At 47.5% G+C, this 26,317-nt stretch carries 23 protein-coding genes; 19 read left to right on the forward strand and 4 right to left on the reverse strand.

What is annotated here, in order from left to right; translation table 11 throughout:
* Positions 1 to 42 precede the first annotated feature (42 nt).
* The 15 genes from B5Z18_RS27690 (at position 43) to B5Z18_RS27760 (ending at position 18,643) form a co-directional block, all read left to right on the forward strand.
* Positions 43 to 1,356: a nucleotide sugar dehydrogenase gene (locus tag B5Z18_RS27690; protein WP_079472800.1), complete on the forward strand. Its 1,314-nt coding sequence runs from the start codon at positions 43 to 45 to the stop codon at positions 1,354 to 1,356.
* A 49-nt stretch (positions 1,357 to 1,405) separates the two neighbouring features.
* Entirely contained in the window at positions 1,406 to 2,926 is a 1,521-nt protein-coding gene (locus B5Z18_RS27695) for an oligosaccharide flippase family protein (protein WP_079472801.1), read from the forward strand.
* Positions 2,923 to 4,017 carry a polysaccharide pyruvyl transferase family protein gene (locus tag B5Z18_RS27700; protein ID WP_079472802.1) on the forward strand — a complete coding sequence of 365 codons (1,095 nt, stop codon included), beginning with the start codon at positions 2,923 to 2,925 and terminating at the stop codon, positions 4,015 to 4,017. Before B5Z18_RS27695 ends, B5Z18_RS27700 begins: the two co-directional genes overlap by 4 nt.
* A 3-nt stretch (positions 4,018 to 4,020) precedes the next feature.
* Positions 4,021 to 4,572, forward strand: coding sequence for a serine O-acetyltransferase (locus tag B5Z18_RS27705; protein WP_079472803.1), 552 nt, complete (start codon positions 4,021 to 4,023; stop codon positions 4,570 to 4,572).
* A complete protein-coding gene (locus B5Z18_RS27710; protein WP_159454454.1) occupies positions 4,569 to 5,717 on the forward strand; it encodes a glycosyltransferase family 4 protein in 1,149 nt (382 codons plus the stop codon). The genes B5Z18_RS27705 and B5Z18_RS27710 overlap by 4 nt, the downstream gene beginning before the upstream one ends.
* 5 nt (positions 5,718 to 5,722) lie before the next feature.
* Positions 5,723 to 7,093, forward strand: coding sequence for a hypothetical protein (locus B5Z18_RS27715; protein ID WP_079472805.1), 1,371 nt, complete (start codon positions 5,723 to 5,725; stop codon positions 7,091 to 7,093).
* Between the two features lie 14 nt (positions 7,094 to 7,107).
* Complete coding sequence (locus B5Z18_RS27720; protein ID WP_079472806.1) at positions 7,108 to 9,156, forward strand: hypothetical protein; 2,049 nt, start codon at positions 7,108 to 7,110, stop codon at positions 9,154 to 9,156.
* A complete protein-coding gene (locus B5Z18_RS27725) occupies positions 9,153 to 10,124 on the forward strand; it encodes a glycosyltransferase (RefSeq protein ID WP_079472807.1) in 972 nt (323 codons plus the stop codon). Before B5Z18_RS27720 ends, B5Z18_RS27725 begins: the two co-directional genes overlap by 4 nt.
* A gap of 111 nt (positions 10,125 to 10,235) precedes the next feature.
* Positions 10,236 to 11,354, forward strand: a complete 1,119-nt coding sequence (gene wecB / locus B5Z18_RS27730; protein ID WP_079472808.1) for a non-hydrolyzing UDP-N-acetylglucosamine 2-epimerase — start codon at positions 10,236 to 10,238, stop codon at positions 11,352 to 11,354.
* Positions 11,351 to 13,243, forward strand: a complete 1,893-nt coding sequence (locus B5Z18_RS27735) for a heparinase II/III domain-containing protein (protein ID WP_079472809.1) — start codon at positions 11,351 to 11,353, stop codon at positions 13,241 to 13,243. The genes wecB and B5Z18_RS27735 overlap by 4 nt, the downstream gene beginning before the upstream one ends.
* Positions 13,244 to 13,248: 5 nt before the next feature.
* Positions 13,249 to 14,526, forward strand: coding sequence for a glycosyltransferase family 4 protein (locus tag B5Z18_RS27740; RefSeq protein WP_079472810.1), 1,278 nt, complete (start codon positions 13,249 to 13,251; stop codon positions 14,524 to 14,526).
* Positions 14,501 to 15,112 carry a sugar transferase gene (locus B5Z18_RS27745; RefSeq protein ID WP_079472811.1) on the forward strand — a complete coding sequence of 204 codons (612 nt, stop codon included), beginning with the start codon at positions 14,501 to 14,503 and terminating at the stop codon, positions 15,110 to 15,112. The genes B5Z18_RS27740 and B5Z18_RS27745 overlap by 26 nt, the downstream gene beginning before the upstream one ends.
* 20 nt (positions 15,113 to 15,132) lie before the next feature.
* Entirely contained in the window at positions 15,133 to 15,714 is a 582-nt protein-coding gene (locus B5Z18_RS27750; protein WP_079472812.1) for an acetyltransferase, read from the forward strand.
* A 19-nt stretch (positions 15,715 to 15,733) separates the two neighbouring features.
* Positions 15,734 to 16,912 carry an aminotransferase class I/II-fold pyridoxal phosphate-dependent enzyme gene (locus B5Z18_RS27755; RefSeq protein WP_079472813.1) on the forward strand — a complete coding sequence of 393 codons (1,179 nt, stop codon included), beginning with the start codon at positions 15,734 to 15,736 and terminating at the stop codon, positions 16,910 to 16,912.
* Between the two features lie 153 nt (positions 16,913 to 17,065).
* Positions 17,066 to 18,643 carry a T9SS type B sorting domain-containing protein gene (locus tag B5Z18_RS27760; protein WP_079472814.1) on the forward strand — a complete coding sequence of 526 codons (1,578 nt, stop codon included), beginning with the start codon at positions 17,066 to 17,068 and terminating at the stop codon, positions 18,641 to 18,643.
* On the opposite strand, the gene B5Z18_RS27765 is transcribed toward B5Z18_RS27760, so the two are convergent.
* Both B5Z18_RS27765 and B5Z18_RS27770 read right to left on the reverse strand, forming a co-directional pair.
* Positions 18,644 to 19,384: a tyrosine-protein phosphatase gene (locus tag B5Z18_RS27765; protein ID WP_079472815.1), complete on the reverse strand. Its 741-nt coding sequence runs from the start codon at positions 19,382 to 19,384 to the stop codon at positions 18,644 to 18,646.
* Positions 19,385 to 19,431: 47 nt separating this feature from the next.
* Positions 19,432 to 19,902, reverse strand: a complete 471-nt coding sequence (locus B5Z18_RS27770; RefSeq protein ID WP_079472816.1) for a GAF domain-containing protein — start codon at positions 19,900 to 19,902, stop codon at positions 19,432 to 19,434.
* 176 nt (positions 19,903 to 20,078) lie between these two features.
* Between B5Z18_RS27770 and idi the strand changes: the two genes are divergently transcribed.
* Positions 20,079 to 20,612 carry an isopentenyl-diphosphate Delta-isomerase gene (gene idi / locus B5Z18_RS27775; protein ID WP_079472817.1) on the forward strand — a complete coding sequence of 178 codons (534 nt, stop codon included), beginning with the start codon at positions 20,079 to 20,081 and terminating at the stop codon, positions 20,610 to 20,612.
* Between the two features lie 211 nt (positions 20,613 to 20,823).
* Positions 20,824 to 21,798, forward strand: a complete 975-nt coding sequence (locus tag B5Z18_RS27780) for a terpene synthase family protein (RefSeq protein ID WP_079472818.1) — start codon at positions 20,824 to 20,826, stop codon at positions 21,796 to 21,798.
* Positions 21,799 to 21,854: 56 nt separating this feature from the next.
* Here B5Z18_RS27780 and B5Z18_RS27785 read toward each other — a convergent pair whose 3' ends face one another.
* Together B5Z18_RS27785 and B5Z18_RS27790 are read right to left on the reverse strand one after the other, a co-directional pair.
* Positions 21,855 to 22,895 (reverse strand): hypothetical protein, encoded by a 1,041-nt coding sequence (locus B5Z18_RS27785; protein WP_079472819.1) that lies wholly within the window; start codon positions 22,893 to 22,895, stop codon positions 21,855 to 21,857.
* An 11-nt stretch (positions 22,896 to 22,906) separates the two neighbouring features.
* On the reverse strand, positions 22,907 to 23,611 hold the full coding sequence (locus tag B5Z18_RS27790) for a TMEM175 family protein (protein WP_159454455.1): 705 nt from the start codon (positions 23,609 to 23,611) through the stop codon (positions 22,907 to 22,909).
* A 175-nt stretch (positions 23,612 to 23,786) separates the two neighbouring features.
* On the opposite strand from B5Z18_RS27790, the gene B5Z18_RS27795 reads away from it, so the two are divergent.
* Both B5Z18_RS27795 and B5Z18_RS27800 read left to right on the forward strand, forming a co-directional pair.
* Positions 23,787 to 25,133 (forward strand): TolC family protein, encoded by a 1,347-nt coding sequence (locus tag B5Z18_RS27795; RefSeq protein ID WP_079472821.1) that lies wholly within the window; start codon positions 23,787 to 23,789, stop codon positions 25,131 to 25,133.
* A 35-nt stretch (positions 25,134 to 25,168) separates the two neighbouring features.
* A complete protein-coding gene (locus tag B5Z18_RS27800) occupies positions 25,169 to 26,305 on the forward strand; it encodes an efflux RND transporter periplasmic adaptor subunit (RefSeq protein ID WP_079472822.1) in 1,137 nt (378 codons plus the stop codon).
* Positions 26,306 to 26,317 lie beyond the last annotated feature (12 nt).

Raw genomic sequence — 26,317 nt, forward strand, 5'->3', positions numbered from 1 at the left:
GTATTAAAAGACTTAAAAAAATAAAAGACAGACAAATATTTTATGGTTAAGATTAGCAACAGCGTTGAGAATATCCATCTTGCCGTTATAGGCCTGGGCTATGTTGGTTTGCCGTTAGCAATTGAATTTGGCAAAAAATACGATGTGTTGGGATTTGATATCAACAAGGAAAGAGTAAAAGAACTGGCTGCGGGCGCTGACCGTACCAGGGAAGCTAACATGGAAGATCTGACCGCCGTGATAGCATTGAAAGCCGGGAAGAAATCAGACATCGGGCTTTCTTTCTCTTCCAATGTGGAAGATCTGAAAAAGTATAACACGTTTATTGTAACGGTTCCCACACCGATAGATGCCTACAAGGCGCCGGATCTCCGCCCGCTTATCAAAGCGTCTGAAATGCTGGGAAGCATCCTGAAAAAAGGTGACCTCGTAATCTATGAGTCTACCGTATACCCAGGCTGTACAGAAGAAGACTGCGTTCCCGTACTTGAAAAAGTATCCGGACTGAAATATAACACCGACTTCTTTGTGGGATACTCCCCGGAAAGGATCAACCCGGGTGATAAAGTAAACACCCTCACAAAGATCAAGAAAGTAACCAGCGGCTCTACCCCTGAAATTGCAGATAAAGTAGATGCCCTGTATGGTTCTATCATTGAAGCAGGTACCCACAAGGCGCCAAGCCTGAAGGTGGCCGAGGCTTCCAAAGCCATTGAAAACGCACAGCGCGACGTGAACATCTCGTTTGTGAACGAACTGGCGCTGATCTTCGATAGGATAGGTATCGATACCAACGACGTTATCGACGCCGCCGGCACCAAATGGAACTTCCTGAAATACAAGCCAGGATTGGTGGGTGGTCACTGCATCGGTGTAGATCCTTATTATCTCGCACACAAAGCGGAATCTGTAGGCTATCACCCGCAGGTGATCCTGTCCGGCCGCCGTGTAAACGATCATATCGGTCACTTCGTAGCCAATAAGGTAGTGAAGCTGATGATCGATAAAGATCATAAAATCAAAGGATCAAAAGCGCTCATCATGGGAATTACCTTCAAGGAAAACTGCCCGGATGTACGTAATACCCGCGTGGTGGATATTTATCACGAACTGAAACAGTTCGGTCTGAATGTAGATATCTACGATCCCTGGGCTGATCCCGCAGAAGTGGAAGAAGAATACGGCGTGAAAATCTTAAACGCTATTGATAAAGGCGCTGTATACGACGCTATCATCGTAGCAGTAGCACATAAAGAGTTTTTAACCTTTGATTACCTGAAGTACAGACGTAACAACGGGGTCATTTTTGATACCAAAGCTTGTGTAGATAGAAGCCTGGTAGACGGCAGGCTCTAAAAGCAGTTAACGCAGAAACATATATAAATAATTTGGAAATTGATATTTGATGTCAACGAAAGGGGTGAGCTATGAGATGTCGCTAAACTTAGGGACTAACTTTCTGGCTTTGGTTTTAAATATTTTACTGGGGCTGGTAGTAGTACCTTTTTATATCGCGAAGATCGGTGTGGATGGCTATGGTATCATAGCACTGGCTACTTCTTTCAGTTCATACTTGTCTATCATTACCATTGCTATTGACGCGGCGGTAGGAAGGAACTTTACACTGGCAATGAGAAAGGATGATCATGCGTCTTCAAACGCCATCTATTCTTCCTCCATCATTTCAGCCACCCTGTTAATTGTTGCTATCCTGCCGCTGATAGGCTGGTTCTTATATAAAATAGACAGCATCATCAGTTATCGCGGATACGCCGTGGGAGAAATGAGGTGGGTGTTCATCGCCATTATCACCTCTTTCGTACTCACCTTTATCCGCGGACTTTTCCTGGTACCGGCATTTGCGTCGAATAAAATTTATATCCAACGCATCATTGCCATCCTGGAAATAGTGGTAAGAACAGCGCTGATCTTTTTACTGCTGAATACTTCGGCAAAGTTAAGCCTGATAGGAGTTTCCTTCTTCCTGGCTTCACTGGTGTCATTTGCAGCAGCGCTGATCTGGATCATCCGGAAATTTCCGTTTCTGAAATTACGGATGGCCAGTTTTGATAAGAAGATAGTGAGATATGTGGCCTCCATGAGTTTCTGGCTGGTGATTAACCAGATAGGCACCTTGCTCTTTATCAATATTGACATCATTTTACTGAATCATTACTATGGAGCCACAGCTACCGGTGAATTCAGTACCGTAGCCCAGTGGCACACGTTATTACGTTCATTTGCAGGGGTATTTGTAGCCATATTTACACCAGTGGTATATAAATATTATGCAGATAAAGACTTCAGCAACCTGCTGAAGTTTTCGAAGTATTCGGTGGTAGCAATGGGACTGGTACTGGCTATTCCAATAGGTATTATCGTTGCCTATTCGGATGTGATCCTCCGGTTGTGGGTAGGTGAGAAGTTCACACATTTTTACCCGCTGATGATCCTGCTGACCGGTCATTTGATCTTTAACCTGTCAGTATTGCCCATACTGTCTATCAATTCGGTATATAACAAAGTAAAAGTACCGGGACTCACGTCCTTCTTTTGTGGCATACTGAACCTGGTGTTAGGCATACTGGTCATAAAATATTTTAACTGGGGCATCTATAGTGTAGCCATTGTATCGGCAGTATTATTAACGGTGAAGAACCTGATATTCTCACCCACCTATGCTGCCAGGATCCTGGAGCAGAAACCCTGGTTTTATTATCCCAGTATTTTGCGAGGATGCGGATTGTTTGTGTGGGTACTGTTATTATCGTGGGGGTGCAGGAAATTCATGTTGCCCGGTTCCTGGGGCGGGCTGATGGTATCGGCCATCATAATTGGCATTGGCAGTGTTCCTTTTGCCTGGTTTGTAAGTTTAAATAAAGATCAGCGATCATTGATCGGAAAATTGATAAGAAGACAAATATGAAAAAGGCGTTAATCATTAATGAAGGGTTTTCCAATAATCTGGGTGATCAGGCCATCCGTGAAAGCATGACCAGTTTATTGCGGGATAGCGATTTCAGTACAGATTTTGCCTATTTCACCAACCCCGGTATGAACAGCATGCCGGCATATAATTACCTGGAAGCGGGAACAGGCGCTATAGCGCCGCCTGCGCTGTCGTTTGCAAAAAAAGCAAAGTTGAAACTGGCTGGTTTATACTGGATCGGTATCAACTATAAACATATCCGCGCCAAATTACGTAAAGGGAACTACGACATCGTGGTGATTGGCGGCGGACAACTGATTGAATCATCAGGAAAAGACTATCCCAGCCGCTTTGCAATTGCCATGTATTGGTGGACGCTCCTGGTAAAGAAATTTACCCGTGCGAAAATTTATATCATTGGTGTGGGAGTGGGTACTACCTTCAATGCAAAAGAGCAGTCCCTCTTCTCAAAAGCATTGTCAAAGGCAGACCTCATCTGGGTCAGAGACAGTTATTCCAAAGCATCCCTGTTTGAAAAGTTTGGCCACAAAGCAGTGCTCACGCCGGACATCGCTTTTTACAGCGGTAAAAACAGGATTGAAGAAGGAAATACAAACAGGAAAGCACTGGTAGGAATTACCAGTTTTAACGAGGTGTTTGCAAAATATAACCAGCCCGGTAAAACCAATGCAGATTACTATGAAGAGTGGTTTGCAGTGGTAAAAGGATACCTGGATGCAGGATTATCGGTAGAGCTGTTTTATACTACCATCACCGATGCGGCCGAAACCATTGCTTTCCGGAATTATATAAAACTGAATTATCACCTGGAGTTGCCGGTGGCAAAGCTGTCTTCTGTCAATGACCTGAAGCAGCTGTACCAATCCGCTTCGGATGTGTATTCCGGCAGGATGCACGCATTGATCTTAGCCATGAAACATCAATGCACCGTGAAGGCTTACCTGATTTCGCAGAAATTAAAATCCTTTCACCAGGAATATATTTTACCGGGAAATCAGCCTACGGAATACAGCCGGAAGATCCGCGGAACATTTAATGATCTGATGCTCAACAATGTTAAACCGTAGTTTATGAGAGTCAGGCAATTGATTAAATCAGATTTACACCGGTATCACGGGAAAACAGATGCAAAAAGCTTTGTAAAGGCTTTCTTTTTAATAGAAGGATTCCGTTACATGTTTTTTTTCAGGCTGCATAAAGGGGCTGCGGCGCCATTCAGAATTTTGCTGCGGTTAATACTCCGGCATTATTCTTATAAGTATGGATTCCAGATACCACATACCACCAAAGTGGGTTATGGATTGTATATCGGGCATTTCGGCACGATTGTTATCAATGGGAATGCGCAACTGGGAAACAATGTAAATCTTTCGCCCGGCGTAGTGATAGGGCAGTCGAGCCGTGGCCGCCTTATGGGCGTGCCGGTGGTAGGCAACCGGGTGTGGATTGGTTCGAATGCAATAATTGTAGGTAAAATTAATATCGGAGATAATGTGATGATAGCACCGGGAGCATATGTAAACAGGGATATTCCTGCTAACTCGCTGGTGATGGGTAACCCCGCAGTGATTTACGAGGGAAAGGATGTAGAGGGGTATATCTGTAACGAATGGGGTCTATGAAAAATGTTTTAATCATATCTTACGAATTTCCGCCTATCATCGGTGGCGCGGGCGTGTATGCACACGACCTGGCCATAGGACTGGTGAAAAACGGGCACCAGGTGAGCCTGCTCACCTATAAAACGCCGCGTAATGAAGCCTTCCTGGCATCATTTGAAAAAACGTATGGCATTCACTGTTATACTATCCCCGAAAAGAAATATGTTCACTTTTACCTGTTCTTCCGTCAGCTGAAGAAGATAGTAAAGGAGCAGTCGTTTGATACCATCATTTTCAGCGACGCCCGTGCAAAAAAAATGGGCGCCCTGTTCCACCCGGCATTAAAGGACTTGTCGGCCCGCTCCTTGTCGGTGCTGCATGGCAGCGAAAAGGCCAGCTTCTTTGAAAAGCCTTCCTTCCTGCTGCGCGCTTTCGGCATGCAGCGGCGGATGCTGAACTTCCTGCAACAACAGAAGAAAATAGTAGTGGTTAGTGAAGCCGAATATGAGTTGTGGACAAAAACTGCACTCAAAGAAAAGCTGCTGCTGATCCGTCATGGAATTGATACGGATATTTTCCATCAGCGTACCCCGCAGCAGGTAAGCGCTATCAAAGCCCGGCTGGGCATAGATCCTGATCGCCCTGTGCTTTTCAGCGCCTCCCGCCTGGTAAAAGAGAAAGGACAGGAACTGGTCATTGAAAGCCTGCCCGGAATAGTAGCTGCTGTGCCGGATCTGCTTTGCATTATTGCAGGCAGCGGTGCTTATCTCCCTGCATTACAACAACAGGTAAAGGAACTGAAACTGGAAAAACATGTATTGTTTACCGGGGGCGTTGCCCGCGAAATACTCTCCGATTATTTCGCCGTCTGCGATCTCTTTATTCTTCCCAGCCAGTTTTATGAATCTTTCGGATTGGTATACCTCGAAGCGGCAGCCTGCGGCAAAACAGCCATTGCAGGTAACCGGGGAGGAACCAACGAAGCGGTGGTAAATGATGTAACCGGCTACCTGGTAGATCCGGTATCAAAAGAAGAAATTATCAATAAAGTGGTGACTGTTCTGAAAGATGCAGATTTGAGAAACAGGTTGCAAACCACTGCTTATACACGGGCCCTGTCGGAGTTTTCAAATGTAACGATGGCCGGCAAAATTATTAATATCTGATAGGAATGAGGAATAGCAATGCCAATACCAATTTACTGCTCCTGCTGAATTTTATATTCGCTTGTATTGCTGGTATTGTATCAGTGAGTGTAGCCACTTTCCTGTTTAATATGATCCTGCTGGGTACCGGCATGCTGATTATAACCGCCATGTTTAAAGAACCGGCCCGCAGGCAAACAGGGATGCGGCTTTTCCTCTCGTTTTTCCTGGTGTATGGTATCTTTATGCTGGTAACGAATGCTATCTATATCCAGGACCCTTTCCGGGATATTTTCTATGCAAAGGATTCGGTAACGTTTTATACCTACATCGATAAAGTAGCATCGATGCGGACGTTGGGCGATATTACAGCATATTACCGGGATGACTTCTTCTCGGCCGACTGGAAGGGCTTCGCCTGGTTTTCCAGCGTGCTGGGCTTCCTGGCCAAAGGCATTGATAATAATACGCTGGTATTGCAGAAATTACAGATCGTGTTCTGCTCGGCGCTGATCCCCGTGATCCTGTTCAGCATCTTATCAACTTATATCAATCGTGAACTCAGCATAAAGTTTACGGTTGTATATGCTTTCCTGTCTTATAACTTTTTCTTTTCTGCTGTTTACCTGAGAGATGTACACATCGGTTTGCTGTTTGGCTTGTACTTCCTGCTGATCATTAACAGGCAGGGACTGGCAGGTATTTTTTATGGCATCCTGCTTACGGTACTGATCTATTTATTCCGGCCGGAGCATGGCTTTTTCAGCGCCTCGTTCTTAATGGCGTATATCTATCTGCTGGTAACAGACAAGAATAACAAAACACTCAATAAATTTAAAATACCCATCTTAATCCTGCTGGCATTACCGGCGTTAACGCAGGTGGTTTACCTGCAGCAGGGCTTCAACACTATTCAGAGTACCAGTGAAAATTACCTGGACTCTTCCATGTCAAACGCAGGGTTAGGTTCATTTGGCAGCCTGCTGCTGAAACTGCCTTTTGGTGTGCGGCACGTGGTGGTGGGATTGTTTTCCCAAACGTTGCCGTTTCCTTTTTATGCAGTGCTGGAAGAAAACCCCTTCTTCATTCCCTGGGCATTGGCGGCCCTTTTCTGGTTTGTGGTTTGGGGCGTTATTATTTATACGGCTATTATTAAACCGCGTAATCCACTCTTTAAGATCAGGGAATTACGTTTCCTGTTCATCATTGCAGCGCTGCTGATCCTCGGGGCCAGCTCCAATGCGGATACGAGAAGGATTATGTCGGTATACCCGGTTATATATGTTGTTTTTGCAGGTGGATTTTTATCACTGGATAAAGTAAAGCGGAAGCAGCTCATCGCAGCATCGCTCCTGTTTTACTTTGGGTTGGTATTTGTTTATGCGTTGATTAAGTGACAAATTTTTTTGCTATGGTGAGATCAGTATTTTTCCTTTTTTGCATGATACTGGCGATACAGTTTCCCGCTGTTTCCCAGCAGGCCATCTCCAGGTGGCAATGCAAGGTAACGCCTGCACCAAATTATAGTCTTACGAAAGATCAAAGCCAGGTAAGCTCTTTATCTGACGGAAAATATACTACCGGTAATTCTTTCTGGAAAGATCCCGGAACATTGGGCTGGCAAAACACCGGTAAAATTACCATTGATATTACCTTGCCGCAGCCGGTACCGGTAACGGGTATTAACCTCAATACCGTAACGGGGCAAAAAGCCCAGGTAACGCTGCCCCTGAGCGTATTGGCGTTTGTAAGCAATGATCAGCAGAACTGGTCATTTGCAGGTGATATGATGGGGCAGTCGTCCGTAAAAGATGAGTACTACCGCATTGTGCCATTATCGCTCCGGAACATTGGTATAACGGGAAAGTATATACGGCTGATAGTAGTTCCCAATGGCAGTTACTTTTTTACAGATGAAATACAGGTGTTCACAGGTAAGCAGGCCGCCGGCAAAAAATCAATGATGGTGGCTTCTTCTGCGATGGAAGGATTTGTAAAGGAGCAGCGTACCGCTACTATCAATAAACGTTTCTCGGCAGAAGGCGCGGGCGGGGATGCACCGGTTGCCAAAAGTATGGCGCCTGCCGGCGGAAGTGGTGTAACATTAACGCCGCTGGCTTCCGGTTTGGCGGGTTCCGGTCAAACAGCCGGCGGGGATATTGCGATCCAAACCCTGCCCGGTGTTTCTGAATATGCGGCTTTTTCCTTAATCAATAATACAGCGGCGGCTACCGGTGTGAAGGTTGCTTTTACGGCCTCCACACCAGCTGTCCGTTACCAGGTGTACTGGGCGAAGCCGGTGAAAAGCCGCGATTTTAAAGTGGTGCCCGATGCACTCATGGAAATAAAGAGCGGGGAAACAATGAACCTTGCCAAAAATGAGTCGGGGCTGTTGCTGGTAAAGGCGGTGGCAACGCAAAGCGGCGCGGGTAAACTTACATTGAGTGCAGGCAACACCAGCAGGACGCTTACCGTTACTGCCGGCAACGGCGCTTTATCTGCCTACCGGCAATACAAACCCGATGTAAATGTATGGCCTTACTTTAATGATACCTTCTTTAAAGGACGCGAAGAAAGCGCCCGGCAGGATTTGCTGGCGCACTATGTAAATACCTTTGTGTTTCATCCGGGTATTTTGCTGCCCAATATAGAACTGGCTAAAAATGAAAAGCTCCGTAATAACCTGTCGTATGTAAAAGGATTTCAGAATGTGTTACTCTTCCTTGATTTTTCCGGGAAGAAGGACGACTTTTTATCCGACACCTGGAAGCAATCTTTTTTAACGTGGTATGATGCGATGGTAGCTGCCTTGCAGCAACAGGGCATTGCGGCATCCAATATTTACCTCTATCCTTTTGACGAAATTAAACCGGCGCAGTTACCGGTGTACAGGCAGTTTGCCACATGGGTGAAGTCGGTCAGGAAAAATGCAAAACTGTTTGCTACAGTGTCCAATGCCACGGTATTAAATGGCTTATCCGGGCAGGTGGATATTTTCCAGCTATACGATAACGGCAATGTGCTGAGAGCTTACCGCCAGCAACGTTTATCGGCCCAACAGGTATGGCTATACGATACAAAGAAACCTACCAAGTCATTGTCGCCCTACGGCTACTATCGCTTAATGGCCTGGAAGGCGTATGCAGATGACGTTACCGGTATCGGGTTCTGGCAGTATGCAGATGCGGGACACGAGGCGGGCGCCACCTCACTCTGGGATGATTTTGATGGCAAATCGGCCGACTTTGCCGTAGTATACGATAATGGCAGCCAGGTGATTTCCAGCAGGAGATGGGAGGCTTTTAAGATGGGCGTGGAAGATTATATGCTGCTGAATGCCTATGCTAAAAAGTATGGTAAGGCTGCGGCCATGAAAATATGTAACCGGGTGTTAGGCGATGCGGACAACCCGCAAACAGGCGATCAGGCAAGGACTCAACTTATAAAAGAACTGGAATGAAGCAACGCTCAAAATTATTAATACTGGCTACCACGCCGCCGCCTATTGGTGGTGTGACCATCCATATACAAAGACTATTACAATACCTGAATAATAACGGATATGAGTATACGTTTACCGATTTCCGGAGAAGTACCAAAGGTGATATTTTAAAGCAGATCAGGCAGCACCGGTTCATTCATTTTCATATTTATCACCCGGTAGTCCGCTGCTGCTTTGTGTTGTTGGGTACAATATTTGGTAAGAGGATGCTCTTTACTTTGCACGGAAACCTCGGCAGGCACAATGCTTTGTACAACCTGCTGGATCAGCTTGCATTCAGGATCGCTTATATGCCTATTGTACTGAACCAGAAAAGCTTTGAAAAAGGCAGGAAGTGGAATAAACGGACACAGATGATCGGCGCATTTATTCCGCCACAGCAGCCGGAAGAGCTAACAGCGTCAATCCAGGCCGCCGTGGCCGGCATGCGGGCGAAATATGCAGGAATATATGCTACCAATGCATCTACTGTTTCTATTGATAAGGCCGGCAATGAAACCTACCAGGTAACACTGCTGGTGAATATTTTCCGGAAAATGAAGGACGATGCGCTGGTGATTTCAGACGCTTCTGGTCGCTATAAATCTTTCCTGCAGCAACAGGGACTTGAAATACCCGCCAATGTTTTATTGATCAGTGAACCACATCCATTCTTCGAGATCCTGAAAAGGTCGGATGTGTTTTTAAGGATCACTACTACAGATGGCGATTCTTTATCAGTGAAAGAAGCCCTGTTTCTTGGCAAACAGGTGCTGGCTACTGATGTGGTGAACCGGCCTGCCGGCACACAGCTGGTGGCATTGAACGAATGGGATATTGCAGACGCGATCGGTAAAATGCGGCATGATAACACCGTATACAACCGTCACACCTTAAGCAATGGGGGAGAGGAATTACTACAACTGTATAAAAAAGTAGTAGCATAATAAACGTGCCGGGTAAACGAAGTATCCCGCACGCATAAACGAAAAACCAGATTGAAAAATCCCCTGCACCTCCGGGACCGCAGGGATAAACCATATTAAAACCATATCGATATGAAGTTAACCATCATCGCGGGTGCGCGCCCTAATTTTATGAAAATAGCTCCTATCATCGCTGCCGTTCAGGAAAAGCGGAAGGAGGGTTATAACATCAGTTACCGCCTGGTGCATACCGGGCAGCATTACGACAAAAACATGAGCCAGTCGTTTTTTGAGCAGCTGGGTATTCCTGAACCGGATGCAAACCTGGAATCAGGTGGCGGTACCCAGGCGGAACAAACGGCGAATATCATGATCCGCTTTGAAAAAGAACTGACGGCGCACCCATGCGATCTGTTGCTGGTGGTAGGCGACGTTACCTCTACCCTTGCCTGCGCCATTGTAGCCAAGAAAATGAAAATAAAAGTAGCGCATGTGGAAGCAGGCATCCGTTCCGGTGATATTACTATGCCGGAAGAAATTAACCGCCTGGTAACAGACTCTATCACCGATTACTTCTTTACCACCTCGGTAATTGCAAATACAAATCTTCAGAAAGAAGGTAAGTCACCGGAACAGATCCTCTTTGTAGGAAATACCATGATTGATACCCTGCTGAAACAGCGGAGCCGCTTTACACCGCCCGCTATCTGGCAACAGGCAGGATTGCAGCCGCAGCAGTACCTGGTAATGACCCTGCACCGTCCGGCGAATGTAGATGAAGAAGAAAACCTCGCTTTACTGATCAATGAAATTATGATTCATAGCCAGCAATTGCCGGTCATCTTCCCGGTACACCCTCGTACCGCTAAGAACCTGGAAAAGATTGCAGTGGCACATCCGCGTTTGCACCTGGTAGAACCACTGGGATACCTGGAGTTTAATTACCTCGTGGAAAATGCAAAAGCCGTTATCACCGACTCCGGCGGCATTACAGAGGAAACCACTGTAATGGGCGTTCCCTGCATGACATTAAGGGATTCTACAGAAAGACCGGAAACATGTCTCACCGGTACCAACGAATTACTGGGCACTGATCCCAAGGCATTGGCGCCGGCTATGCAGAAATTATTTGCAGGCCAGTGGAAGAAAGGTTCCATCCCTGCTTTATGGGACGGCAAAACATCAGAAAGGATTACCGAACATTTAACACAAATATTTGCTGTAAAACAGCAACAGACAGAAGTGGTATGAGTAGTTTGAATACAGTAATAAATGGATTGAAGGTAGTGAGGAATATGGGTTGGCGCTATGTGGCATTCCGTTCTGTTCACGAGTTGAACCGCAGAACCGGGCGCCTCAAAAAGCGCTTTCCCCAGGCGCCTGCATTTCAGCGTTATCTGTCATTGGAAGAGTGGAAAAAACAACCAGTGGTGTTCTTTTTCCAGAGCAGGGAAGAAGTGACTGCTGTACGGAAGCCGGAACCGGCGCTGGCAGAGCGCTTTAAACAGATCAAAGGAGGAAAGCTCACTTTTTTCAACGGCGCTACTTTATCGCTCGGCAAAGATTTCCCCTGGATGAAAAACCCGGATTCGGGATTCATGTATAATGGAGAACAGCACTGGACGGAAGTAAACGATTATTCAGCAGAAGCCGGCGATATCAAGTATGTATGGGAGAAAGCCCGTTTCGCTTACCTGTACGATATTATCCGGTATGATCATCACTTCGGAAAAGACAATGCCGCACTGGTGTTTGGTGATATCCTGTCGTGGATCAGCGCCAATAAAGTAAACAGTGGTCCGCATTACAAATGCAGCCAGGAAATAAGTTTGCGGGTGCTGAACTGGACCTTTGCCTTATATTACTACCGGCACTCGCCTGCACTCACAGAAGAAGTTTTTGACCAGATCCAGTACGCTATTTACTGGCAACTGCATCATGTATTTCATAACATCAATTTTTCGCGGATCGCTGTACGTAACAATCACGCGATCACGGAAACGCTGGCATTATACCTCGGCGGATTGTTGTATCCAACATTGCCCGGTGCCGCTACCTGGAAAGAGCAGGGGCGGAAGTGGTTTGAAGAAGAAATTGCTTACCAGGTATATGACGATGGCACCTTCCTGCAGTTTTCCATGAACTATCACCGGGTAGTGATCCAGCTGTTTACCTGGGCATTGCGGTTGTCGGCGCTCAACGGGGAATCCTTTGCGCCGCATGTGAAAGAAAAAGCGGCTAAGTCGCTGCGCTTTCTGCGTGTATGCATGAACGATGGCAACGGCTGGTTACCGAACTATGGGGCCAACGACGGCGCACTGTTCTTCCGTCTTAATAATGAGCATTACCGCGACTACCGTCCGCAGCTACAGGCGCTTGCCACGCTGCTGCAAATGGATGCGGAGTTCCCGGAAATCAGTGAAGACCTTTACTGGTACGGATTGCAGCCGGCCGCATATGAAACCACGGTGCTGGAAAAAGATCAGATGCTGTATTCGTTTCCCGAAGGTGGATATTTTATCTGCCGGGAGATGGAAACGCTCACCTTCCTGCGTTGCGGAAATCACCGGGACAGACCCTCGCAGGCGGATAACCTGCACCTGGATATCTGGTATAAAAACGAAAACCTGCTGATGGATGCAGGCAGCTATAAATATAATACCGATGAAGAAACCCTGCGTTACTTCATGGGCACCGCTTCGCATAACACCGTTATGCTGGATAACTACGACCAGATGTTGAAAGGGCCGCGATTTATCTGGTATAACTGGTCGCAGTGTTCACGCGCAAGACTATACGAAACTACGGATGAATATATCTGGGAAGGCGCCATAAGCGGATTTCAGCATGTGGGGCCAGATATTGTCCACATCCGCCAGGTACGGAAGAAAAAGAACGCGCCGGTATGGATTGTAAAAGATCATATCCAGCACAAACCTCCTTACCTGGTGATGCGGCAGTTGTGGCATACCAGCACACCGGAGAAATTAATTACCAGAGCGGAAGACAGCAGTGGCGCCATTTTGCAGCCGCTGTGTAAGCCGGGCATGTATTCATCTCTCTATGGCGTGAAGGAAGAAAACAGCAGCATCATATTTACTTCGGATGCTGATACCATTATTACTGAGATCATAATTTAATATCCATGAAAATTTTATTAGTACACCAATATTTTTTAGAAGAAGATGATCCGGGTGGCTCGCGGTGGAATGAAATCACGAAGTCCTGGACAGATCAGGGCGCAGAAGTGACGGTGCTGGGTGGCATGATGCATTACAACGGTTCCGCAAAAAGAGAGGAGTACAAAGGGAAATACTTTGTAAAGAAACAACAGGGCGCCGTTACCGTATGGCGTTGTCATGTGTCGGAGTCTTATAACACTAACTTTCTCGGCAGGCTGTGGGGATATTTCTCTTTCATGTTTTCCTCCCTCTGGGCCGGCCTCTTCAAGGTGAAAGGTAAGTTCGATGTAGTAGTGGTTACCTCTCCGCCTTTATTTGTGGGCTTCTCCGGCTACCTGTTGTCCAGGTTGAAACGGATGCCGCTGATATTTGAAGTGCGCGATCTCTGGCCGGAATCGGCCATTGATACCGGCGTTCTGAAAAATAAGCTCGTCATTAAACTGGCCTATTGGGTAGAAGATTTTATTTACCGGAAAGCAGACCTGATCAATGTATTAACGCCTGCGTTTTATAATACGCTCCGGGATAAGAAAAAAGTGCCGGAACAGAAACTGATCTTCATTCCCAATGCAGCAGATTTTTCCTTGTCGGATCACCTGCTGCAATCCTTTGACAGTGAGGCTTTCCGCCGGGAACATCAGCTGGACGGAAAATTTGTGATCACTTATGTGGGAGCACATGGCGTGGCGAATCACCTGGAACAGATCCTGGATGCGGGCAAAGCGCTGGAAGATACGCCGGTGTTATTCCTGCTGATAGGACAGGGAATGGAGAAGCCCAGGCTGCAGCAACTGGTCGCCGAAAGAGAGGTAACGAACGTGCGTTTCCTGGATGCAGTACCAAAGGCAGAAGTATTCAAATATATCCTCGCGTCTGAAATGGGCGCTTCGGTATTGAAAAGAGTAGACACATTTAAAACGGTTTACTCCAATAAAACCTTTGACTACATGGCCTGCAAAAAGCCTATCCTGATGGCCATCGACGGCGTATCAAGAGAGCTGGTGGAAACAGCCGGAGCGGGTTGTTATGTGGAGCCGGAAAACACCGCGGCCTATAACACTACGATCCGCAGCTACCTGCAGGACCCGCAGCGCCTGCAACGTGAAGGTGAGAGCGGCTTTCAGTACGCCAAACAAAATTTCGACCGGCAGGTACTGGCCCTCCGCTATCTGAATTATATCAGGCAAAAAGTAACAAAAGAAATAAAAGCAACCGATGCATTGGTACAGGAATCTATTTAAACCACTCGTGGACATTTCCGCGGCGCTGCTGGCACTGGTATTACTATCACCGGTGATGGCAGTGCTGATCGTATTACTGACCATCGCCAATAATGGTAAGCCTTTCTTTCTGCAGCCCAGGCCGGGAAAGAATGGCCGCGTATTCCGTGTCATCAAGTTTAAAACCATGAACGACCGGAAAGGTGCGGATGGCCGGCTCCTGCCGGATGAAATCCGGCTCACACCCGTGGGGAAATTTGTCAGGAAAACATCGCTCGATGAAATTCCCCAGCTGATCAATGTACTGAAAGGAGATATGAGCCTGATAGGCCCGCGGCCTTTGCTGGTAGACTATCTCCCGTTATACAACGCCACGCAGCACCGCCGTCATGAAGTACGTCCCGGTATCACAGGCTGGGCGCAGGTAAATGGCCGGAATGCCATCAGCTGGGAGCAGAAATTTGAATACGATGTTTGGTATGTAGATAATATCAGTTTGGCCCTTGATATAAAAATAGCCTGGATGACCGTACAGAAAGTAATTAAGTCAGAAGGGATTAACGCGGCCGGTGCAGCTACTATGGAGCGTTTCATGGGTAATGGATGAAATAATTAAAATAAGCAGATATGTATTTATTCGGCGCAGGCGGACACGCTAAAGTGATTATCGAAATATTACAATCCCGGGGAATCCCTGTGGACGGTTTGTTTGATAGCAACCCGGATATAAAGCAGATCTGGCAGTACCCGGTAACAGCGTATTCGCCCGCATTATCATCTCCGGAAATTATTATCTCCATAGGTAAAAATTCAACCCGGAAAACCATTTCAGAACAACTGCCGGGCCGCTTCGGAATGGCCCTGCATCCGCGGGCCAATATCTCCGTTACTGCCATGATCGCAGAAGGAACAGTGGTGATGGCCGGTGCTACCATTAATGTCGACGTGCTGATTGGCAGGCATTGCATCATCAACACCAATGCTTCGGTAGATCATGATTGTGTGCTTGAAGATTTCGTTCACATTTCCCCTAACGTAGCCTTATGTGGAAATGTAAGGGTGGGGGAAGGCGCACATGTTGGCGCCGGCGCTGTAGTTATTCCTGGTATTACTATTGGCAAATGGGCCGTGATCGGCGCCGGCGCTGTAGTTACCAAAGATATTCCTGATCATAGTGTAGCGGTGGGAAACCCCGCACGTAAAAGATAAACGCAAAAAAATTATCGTCATGAACAAAAAAATATGGTTATCGTCGCCTCATATGGGATCAAATGAACAGGTGTATGTGAAAGACGTATTTGATTCCAACTGGATCGCCCCTTTAGGCGCCTATGTGGATGGATTTGAAAAAGATCTTGCAGACTATACGCATACTGCATATGCCGCGGCTTTGTCGTCCGGAACAGGCGCGCTGCACCTTGCCCTGATATTGGCAGGTGTGGGTGCAGGCGATGAAGTGATTTGCCAGAGCATGACCTTCTCTGCGTCAGCCAACCCAATTGCTTACCTGGGCGCAACGCCTGTTTTTGTTGACAGTGAAACCAGTACCTGGAATATGGACCCGGTGCTGCTGGAGCAGGCCGTGAAAGACAGGATTGCAAAAGGTAAGAAGCCTAAAGCCATTATCCCTGTTCATTTGTACGGCATGCCGGCACAAATGAATGAAATCATGGAAATAGCCAACCGCTATGAAATCCCGGTAATTGAAGATGCGGCGGAAGCATTGGGTTCGCTATATCACGGACAGCCATGCGGCAGCATCGGCAAGCTGGGGATTCTTAGTTTTAACGGCAATAAGATCATCACCACCAGCGGTGGCGGCGCCCTGATAGGCAATGATGAAGCGGCCATCAGCAAAGCCCGCTTCCTGGCTACACAGGCCCGTGATCCTGCTCCGCATTATGAACACACGCACATCGGTTACAACTACCGGATGAGCAATGTTTGCGCTGCTATCGGCCGCGGACAAATGGAAGTGCTGGACGTGAGAGTGTCCCAGAGAAGAGCCAACTACCAGCATTATGTTGAGCAGTTGTCAGATCTGCCAGGTGTTACGCTGGTAGCGGAACCAACCGGTTTTTTCAGTAACCGCTGGCTTTCCACTATCCTGATTGACCCGGTGCTGAGCAATGGCATTACCCGTGAAACGGTGCGCCTTGCACTCGAGAAAGAAAATATTGAGTCCAGGCCATTATGGAAACCCATGCACATGCAGCCGGTTTTTGAACACGCGCCTGCATATGTAAACGGTGTTTCAGAAAACCTGTTTAATAATGGACTGTGCCTGCCGAGTGGATCTAATCTCACCACAACAGATCTTTCAAACGTTACAAATCGTATAAAGGAATTATTCGCGGGGAATACAGCAGAAGTAAACGTTTCCCGTGCTTATGCTCCGCAGGAATAAGTTCATTAGGATGATTACGCTGATTTTATTTTCCTTTGCAGGAAATTTATTTTTCCAACCAGGTTTTTGAGAAGATAAAATCAGCGTAATCATCTTAATCGTTTTAATCCTGAGAAAGACAAAAGGCTTTCTGTTCTCAAAAACATACTAACTATGAAACCACTGCTGTTAAAATATTCCGATATTATGTACGGTGTATGTAAACACCTTGCAGCAGTATTGTTCTGTACTATGAGCGCCTTGCATCCCCTTACCGCGCAGAATATTCTACTGAAAAATCCTTCCCTGGAAGGAACCCCGGGGCAGGGTAAAGTGCCCCCTTCCTGGAGAGGAAGAAATACGCCTGATATACAACCGGGCACTCTCAATATCACACAACCCGCTTCGGATGGAGCAACTTATATAGGACTGCACAGCGGTCCCGCATGGCTGGAATCCATTAGCCAGGAGGTGCCGCTTATTGGCGGTAAAAGTTATACGGTATCAATGGATCTCGCCTATGCTCCTGAATACGCATTCCTGGCCTGTTACGCAAACCTTACGGTGTATGGCGGCAATGCCCCCAGCGATACAGCGGAAAGACTGGCAAGTACCGGCGCTTTCTTTCATACCAACTGGAAGCGCTATACTTTTGTTTTTCATCCTACCCGCAACTATAAGTTTATCACTTTCATGGCCGATCCGGCCATTCCCTGCGATAAAAGTATTTATGGTTCTGCACTGTTGATAGATAATATTTCTGCTGCACTGCTGGAAACGCCGCAGCTTTCCCTCACGCTGAAACATACCTGTAAAGGGGAACGCACCGGTGAGGCAAGCGTGAGCATTACCGGGGTTACCAGCAATTGTACAATCCGCTGGAGCCCGGGCGGGGAAACCACTTCACGCATCACCGGGCTGGCGCCCGGCGATTACGAGGTAACGGTAACACATCCCAATGGCGTGAGCGTAACAAAACGCGCCACGATTATTGGAAAAGAAGTGAAAAGTAAAGTGACCGTAACGCCTTCGCCGTGTTATGGCGACAACAATAATACCATCGCACTGGAAACTGATGGCGGTACGCCGCCCTATCGTTATTATTTCAACGGCAGTACCAGCGGTACCTATACGCCTTCTTTCCCAAAACTGTCGCCGGGCAATTATAGTGTGCTGGTGAAGGATGAAGAAAATTGTGCTGAGCAATTGGATCGTATTGAAGTGGTGGAGCCTTCGCCGGTGAGCATTGCAGGAGTGCGTAAAAAAGATGTGAGCTGCACTACCACGATGGATGGAAAGATCATGCTGGATATCACGGGAGGTACGCCTCCTTATGCATATAGCCTGGATAATGGCCACTGGCAGGGAGATAGCAGCTGGTCGGGGTTAGACGCGGGCACGTTTCATTTCAAAGTGAAGGATGCACACAGTTGTGAAGTTGATGGCAGCGCGGATATAATCCGCAATGTCCGTGAATGCGCCGTTTTCGTACCCACTGCATTCTCTCCCAACGGCGACGGGCAAAATGACCTGTTCCGGGCAAAAGTACACGACGATGTACATGATTACAAGCTGGAAGTGTATACCCGCTGGGGACAAACGGTATTCAGTACCAACAGTCCGGATGGCGCGTGGGACGGCCTCTTCAAAGGAAAGATGTTACCAACGGCCGCTTATGTATGGGTGCTTTTGTATACTGACAGTAAGCAGCAGGCGAGAAAGCAAACCGGTTCGGTGATGCTGATCCGCTGATTATAGTGCGGCGTTGCCGAATGGATAGGCTTCCAGTGTTTTGCGGAGCTTCGTGTTTTTGGCAATGCCGGCAATGGCGCGCAGGTGCTTCTCGTGATGAAGGTCGGTGCCGATCAGGTCCAGTAAGCCGGCAGCCATGAGTTTTTCAGCCGCCTGTTGTACATGTTTTCCATAGTAGCCGGTGAGCGACAACAGGTTAAGCTGCAACAGGCAGCCCTGTTGTTTCAATTGTTCGTACTGCGGTATGTTAGCGTGGTAATAGCCATATCTCTCGGGGTGGGCCAGTACCGGCTGATAGCCGGCCGCCTGTATATCAAACAGCCATTGTGCCAGTTGTGGCGGGGCCGACATAAACGAAATTTCCACCAGTACCATATTCCCGGAGATGGTAAGCAGCGGTTGCTGCATCAATGGCACAAACTGTTCATCAAGATAGTATTCTGCAGCAAAGTGAAAAGGAAGCGGGCTGTTTTTCCGGAGCAGCTCCTGTTGTACCTGCTGATATGGATCGGTTAAGGTGCCGGCGGAATTGGGATACCGGTCCATCATGATGTGTGGGGTGGTAATAATTTTCCGGATCCCCATTGCCTGCAATTGTTCAATAAAATGTAAAGACGTAGCCACGTCGGGTACGCCATCATCCACACCCGGTACAAGATGCGAGTGGATATCTGTCGTCATAAATGCCAGCAGATCTGCAGGTGGTACTGTTTCGGTATTTTTTTTTCTGAAAAAAAGCATAATAATGGTTCCTCAATAAAGCGATGATACAAAAGTCCGCTTTGTTATCACACAATCAGTGCCACAATTTCTTCCAGGTATTGCTGATCAGTAACATCAAAATGAGCAAGATGTTCACTATCCACATCCAGTATGGCCGTTACTTCGCCATTGCGGATTATCGGTACCACTATCTCAGATTTTGATAAGCTGCTGCAGGCGATGTGTCCGGGGAAGGCTTCCACGTCCGGCACAATAAGCGTACGGGCCTGTGCCCAGCTGCTGCCGCAAACACCCCTGTTCTTACGGATACGGGTACACGCTACCGGACCCTGAAAAGGACCAAGCACCAGTTCATCTTCTTTCACCAGGTAAAAGCCTACCCAGAGCCATCCAAACTGCTCTTTCAGCGCAGCGGCCACATTGGCCATATTGGCCACCAGGTCGGTTTCCCCTTCCAGTAATCCTTTGATCTGGGGAAGAAGGGAAGTGTACTGCTCCGCTTTATTTCCTTTGACGATTTGTAAGTCTTCTGCCATTTTCGTGGTTGTTAATATTGCAAAAGTCCGGAAAATTTATATTATATTTATCTAAGTAACCGTTAAAGTATTGCTGTTAACCACTCAACCAATTATTATTTGTTTAAGTATAGTTTTTTGCTTCTTTGTCCTATTTTCATCTGCCGGAAGCGTAATTAAAATATCTTTGACAGTCTATGAAATCACCGGATGTAATATTAGTGAACGAACAGGATGAGGCTATTGGAACGATGGAGAAGATGGAAGCCCACGAGAAAGGGTTGCTCCATCGCGCTTTTTCTGTATTTATCATCAATGATGCAGGCGAGATTTTATTGCAGCGCAGGGCGCTGGAGAAATATCATTCTGCCGGGCTATGGACCAACGCCTGTTGCAGCCACCCTTATCCAGGGGAAGATACTGCGTCAGCAGCGCACCGGCGTTTAAAAGAAGAAATGGGATTCGATTGTGACCTGCAGGAAATTTTTTCTTTTACTTACAGAACCGGTTTTGATAACGGGTTAACCGAACATGAATTTGATCATGTATTGCTGGGTACCTATAATGGCAGCATATTTCCCGAAGCCTCCGAGGTGTGTGATTACCGCTATCTGTCACCCGGCGAAATACTTGAATTAATGGAAAAAGAACCGGCTGCGTTTACCATCTGGTTCCATCGCGCACTACCATTGGTACTGCAATATCTCGGTACGCCGGTCAGCGCTGTTTAATTAAATTTTTATTTTACTATGCCAGTTTTTTTACTGTTAACCGGGTTGTTTTAATTTAAGAGATTATACACACCTATCTGCCTTGTTTTCTGCTTTTAAGTAGCGGATGTTTACCTGTGCCCGCTCCTTTGCACCCTTCCGGGATTCCCTCCCGGTAATGCCAACGTCATTTTTATTACCCACCATAGTTAACTATTAAACCAAAAGACACATGACAACCATCCAAATGCCAACTGTCAGTTATCCATTCCCTTCCGGCGTTAACCAACACGCAGATGAAGCCCAGCAACACATTGCTTCCTGGGTACAAACTTATGGTCTGATCACCTCCGAGCTTGCCTGGCGGCGCTTTGAGAAAGCCCGTTTCGCCTGGCTGGCAGCCAGGGCCTTTCCTGATGCGGCTTTGCACGAGCTTTGCATCATCGCGGATTTTAACACCTGGCTGTTTATCCTTGATGATCAGTGCGATGAAGCTGCTACGGGGCGCAAAGCCGATTACCTCAAAAGCATGATGTCCGGGTTAATGGATATCATGCGTCATAACCGCCAGGTGACCCTGGAAAGCGGCGGCCCGCTGGCGGCAGCCCTGAGCAGCATATGGGAACGTATGCGCGCCATCGGCAGCCCGGCCTGGCGCCTGCGCTTTATCCGTAGCATGGACGATTATTTCACATCCTGTATCTGGGAAGCCGAAAACCGCGAGGCGGGTATTGTTCCCTCCGTGGCCGATTATGTACATATGCGGCCCTTTACAGGCGCCCTCCTGGCGGATATTGAAGCGATAGAGATTATTGAGAAAGTGTATCTCAGCCGGGAAATAATAGAACAGCCCCTGATACAGCGCATGATCCAGGCCTGCAACAATATTGTTTGCTGGGCCAACGACCTGTTTTCCTGCACGAAAGAAGCCAGGCAGGGCGATGTGCATAACCTGGTGCTGGTGCTGCAACATGCGCGGCAATGCAGTCTCCAGGAGGCTATTAATGAAGCCACCCGGATGCACAACGAAGAAGTAGCCATTTTCGTTACGCTGGAAAAACTGCTTCCCCTGAAAGGCGTTGAAACCGATTATGAATTGTTAAGGTACGTGTCTGTGCTCCGTTCCTGGATTACAGGCAATTACGACTGGAGTGTGAAAGATACCGGCCGCTATGGTATGGCCATGGGAGATGTGGTAGCAGCGTAGAAGAGCGCCTGTGGCGCTTGTTTTTTCAGAAAGAAGCATACCGCCGCAGGCCTTTTTTATTTTCGTTCATTTCCCTGTTTCATCCGTTTTTCAATAAGCCGTCCCACCCACCAGAACGACAGCGCCAGGATGCCAAAGAAGAGTCCCTTATTGGTGAAATCCCAGAGATATTCAAAATAGCGGGTATACAGGTCCAGCAGCAGGAAGGCAACACCCAGGTCGCGCAGCAGGTCGTCTTTTAACCGCAGCCCCAGCAGGAATACGCCGGCACACAGCACGGTGTAGATGATCACCCATTGCAATAAGTGAACCTGCCGTAATTGCTGCCATTCGTCCCAGGTACCACAGTTACCAAAAATAGAGATCAGCCAGCCGGAAATCAGCAACAGTAGCCAGCCCCCGCTCCACGTAATATCCTTGATGGGCGCATATACTTTGAACTGACGCAGGAGCCAGGCCACACCGGTGAGCAGCACTCCCAGCAGGGCCATGCGGCAGGGGAGATTCATGCCCAGGAAATAAGCCGCGTCTCCGGTAAGGAAATAGGTGAGCTTTACGTAAGCCGGGATCAGGCAAAGCAGGGTGGCAACCCATAACAGCCGGGAGTGAAGCGTAATACCCAGCACGCCGTAGCAGGCGGTAGCCAGCAACCAGAAGGCGCCATAATTGCCTTCCAGGTAGTTCACGCTTTTACCCAGGTAAACCACGCTCACGCCTATACTAAGAACAGGAAGCAGCCAGAAAAGTTCCCGGTTAAACGAAAACAGCGGTTGATGTTTATTACGGCGCCATCCTTCGTAACAAAGAAAAACAGTGAGCGCACCAAATACCAGGGCAATCACACTGTCGGTCAGCGAAAACTTCTTCCGGATAATCTCTATCCACTTTTCATCCAGCACCAGCGATCCGAAAGCCATCAGCGCGCAGGATATGGCCGCAATAAAAATATAGAGTGTAAGGGTTTGCCAGTCGGTGTTCACCACTTTATAGCTTTTCTGCAGCTCGCCGGCCTGCTCATCGTTGATGAGGCGGTCACGCTGCCACGACTGAATAGCCCGTTGTACTATCTGCGCTTCCTTTTTGTCCAGTTCTAACATAGGCTGCTTTTTCAGTTGTTTGCCCCCATTTTGTGTACCAGGCGGAGCGTATTGCGTTTCTTTATCTTTAAACGGAAATAATTAAACAAAGCCAGCGCAGGGATCAGCATATAACTGATACGCTGGTACGCTGTATTCTCCGGGTACAGGAAATAGGTCATGGCTATGCAGGTGAAACCCGTTGCCATAGTGAGAAAGCCGTATTTAAACCGCTGGTATAATAGTTCTTTTTCGGTATGATGACCGGCAATGGCCAGGTCCGGATTTTTCTGGAATACGTAATAGCTGATCCAGAACAAGGCTGCCAGGCAACCCGCCAGGTTACAGAGGTAGATAAAGAAAGGCAGCATAAAATGCGAACTGGTATGCAGCAACGCAGAAGTAGAAAAAGGAAACGTCACAATAAAAAATAAAAAGAAAAGATGCCGGTGAATCAATCCTTCATTGTAATTTTGGAGAAACCGGCATAATTGAAGATGCCGTACCCAGAAGTTCCCGATAAAGACAAAACTTACCACGAATGTTAAAAATTCAATAGCGGTAGGTTCAAAAAAATCCCAATAGCCGTTGGCAGGCATTTTCCCCGGAAGGGCAGGCAGTTTTATTCCGATGATCAGTAATGTAATAGCAATGGCAAACACCGCATCACTGAAAAACATCAATCGCTCCAGCTCAAACTCACGATGAAACGGTTTGGGTTCTTTTATGACAGACATAGACATAGTTAACAATAACTTTTCCGAAAGATACGAAAATAGCTTTTAGCTGGCAGTTATTAGGCATTCTGCCCGTTTTCCGGAGCCCATGCAATAGCCGGCTCCCCAACAGAACCTTTTTACCTGTTTGTTGTTAAGTATTTATCAATCATCATATACTTTCAAAGTAATACGTATGCATTGTCGTCTTTTTCTATTCACCTTTGTTTTACTTTCAGGGATAACAAGAGCTTACGGGCAAACAGATACGGCGCAACAGGGACCCTTTGCTTTTAATCTGGCGAATTGCATACAGTACGGCCTGGCCCATCAGAACGATGTCGTAAATGCCCGGCTGGATATCAATTTCTCCCGGGAACAGATCAAGGAAGCTACCGGAAAACTGCTTCCCCACGCAGATGTCAACGCCAGCTTTACCGATAACCTGAAACTGGCTACGTCTTTAATACCCGATCTGACTAATCCGACTTCCGGCGTAAGAATCCCCGTACAATTCGGAACCCGCTACGCCTCCTCCGTAACCGGGCAGGTAAACCAGACCATCTTCAACAGCGACTACTTCCTCGGACTGAAAGCCGCAAAAGTATATGGCGGCCTGGCAGAAAGAACCTATAAAAGAACAGAAATTGATACCCGCGTGGCCATTACCAAAGCCTATTACGCCGTGCTGGCCAATGAGGAAAATATCCGTCTCTCCAAAGCCAATATGGAACAGCTGGAGAAAACCCTGAAAGACACCAAAGCCCGCTACGATGTAGGAGTGGCGGAAAGAGTAGATGTGGACAGGATCCAGGTGTCCTATAATAATGTGGTAACCGATATCGAAACCCAGATCCGTTTACTCGTATATACGACCCAGTTATTAAAATTCCAGATGGGCATGCCCCAGGAAGCAAAACTGGACCTCACAGAATCCGTACAGGACCTCAACGTGGAATCGTTTATTGCTGATACCGTTGATTACCAGGTGCAGGACCGGGTAGAATACGGGATACAAACTACCCAGATTGCCCTGAATCAACTGAACCTGAAAAGTAAGAAGATGGCCTACCTGCCATCTTTAAATGGTTTTGTGAATTACGGCTGGAACTATTTCTCCGCAAATTTCGGGGATCTGTATAAAACCGGCTTCGGCGCCTCCGCACTGGGACTAACCCTGGCATGGCCCATTTTTACCGGTACTGAAAGATTACACCAGATCAGGCAGAATAAAATTACGCTGGAGAAATCAGAGAACGACCTCAGTTACCTGTCGCAGCAGATCAAACTGGAAGTGACCAACGCCAATACACAATATCTTAATAACAAGTCCCGGTTCGTGACCCAGAAAACAAACATGGGATTGACCCAGGGCATTTATGACCGTATTGTGCTCAAATTTGAACAGGGAGTGGCGAGCAGTCTTGATGTGATTTCAGCGGAAAGTGAACTGAAACAGGCGCAGGTGGATTATGTGCAGGCCCTGTTAAACACCCTGATCAGCAAAACAGACCTGGATAAAGCTATGGGCAAAATTAAATAAGTATCAGCATTCGTAATTCGCAATTAATTTCTCATATGTATCTAATAAATTACAAGCGGACCTTTTATGTGGCAGGAATGATACTCTGTGTAGCCTGTGGCAACAGCAAAAAGCAACAGCAACAGGCCGCTATGATGGGGAAGATGAAGCCAACCGTAGTAGCCGCAGAAGTAGTACCGGCCGTGTATACCGTGTCGGAGAAATTCCCTGCTACCCTGATGGCCCACGATATCGTGCAGCTAAAGCCGGATGTTTCCGGTTACCTGGAAGCCATCCGGGTGGCCGACGGCAGCAACGTAACGAAGGGCCAACCCCTGTATGATATTGACAGAAGCCGCTATGCCGCCGCCTACGGGCAGGTAGCCGCCACCCAGCAACAGGCGGAAGCTGAACTGGCGCAACGGCAACGCGACTACGAAAGATATAAATCCCTCCTGGACCACGACGCCATTTCCAAACAAACGGTAGATCAGGCTTACACCGCCATGCTAACCGCCCAGGCCAATGTGGCGGCTGCAAAAGCTTCCGTGACAAGGGCCGGCACCGATGTAAGCCATGCCGTGGTGCGGGCGCCCGTAACCGGTAAAATTGGTATCGCCCAGATAAAAGTAGGAGACGTGATCAATGCCGGGCAAACCCTCATTAACACCATCGTAAATGAACACCCCATGTTTGCGGATATGGATATTCCACAGGCCCGCCTGCCGGAATTCCTGCGCATCCAGAAAGGCCAGGGCGGTGATGAAAAATTCTATATCCAGTTTGGCGATGGTACCCGCTACGGCGAAACCGGTAAAGTGTTAACCATCAATAATATTGTAGATCCGCAAACCGGTACCGTAAGGGTACGACTCGTTTTTGAAAACAAGGATAATATGCTGAAGTCAGGTATGAGTATCGTGATTGTGATGCAATACGGCACTCCCGCCACACAGCTGGCTATTCCGGCGAAAGCCATTATCCAGAATTTATCGGAAACAAGCGTATATACAATTTCAAAAGACAATGTAGTTGGCGCCCAGGATATTGTTCCCGGCCCGGTTACAGATACCATGCAGCTGGTTACCAGCGGACTGAAAGCCGGCGACAGGATCGTGGTGGAAGGCATCCAGCGGGTGAAACCCGGAGATACCGTAAATATCGCCGGAGCAGGAGCAGGGGCAAAACAATAAATCCTAAATCAC

Origin of the sequence: Chitinophaga ginsengisegetis, from assembly GCF_900168065.1 — a bacterium.
Lineage (GTDB): Bacteria > Bacteroidota > Bacteroidia > Chitinophagales > Chitinophagaceae > Chitinophaga > Chitinophaga ginsengisegetis.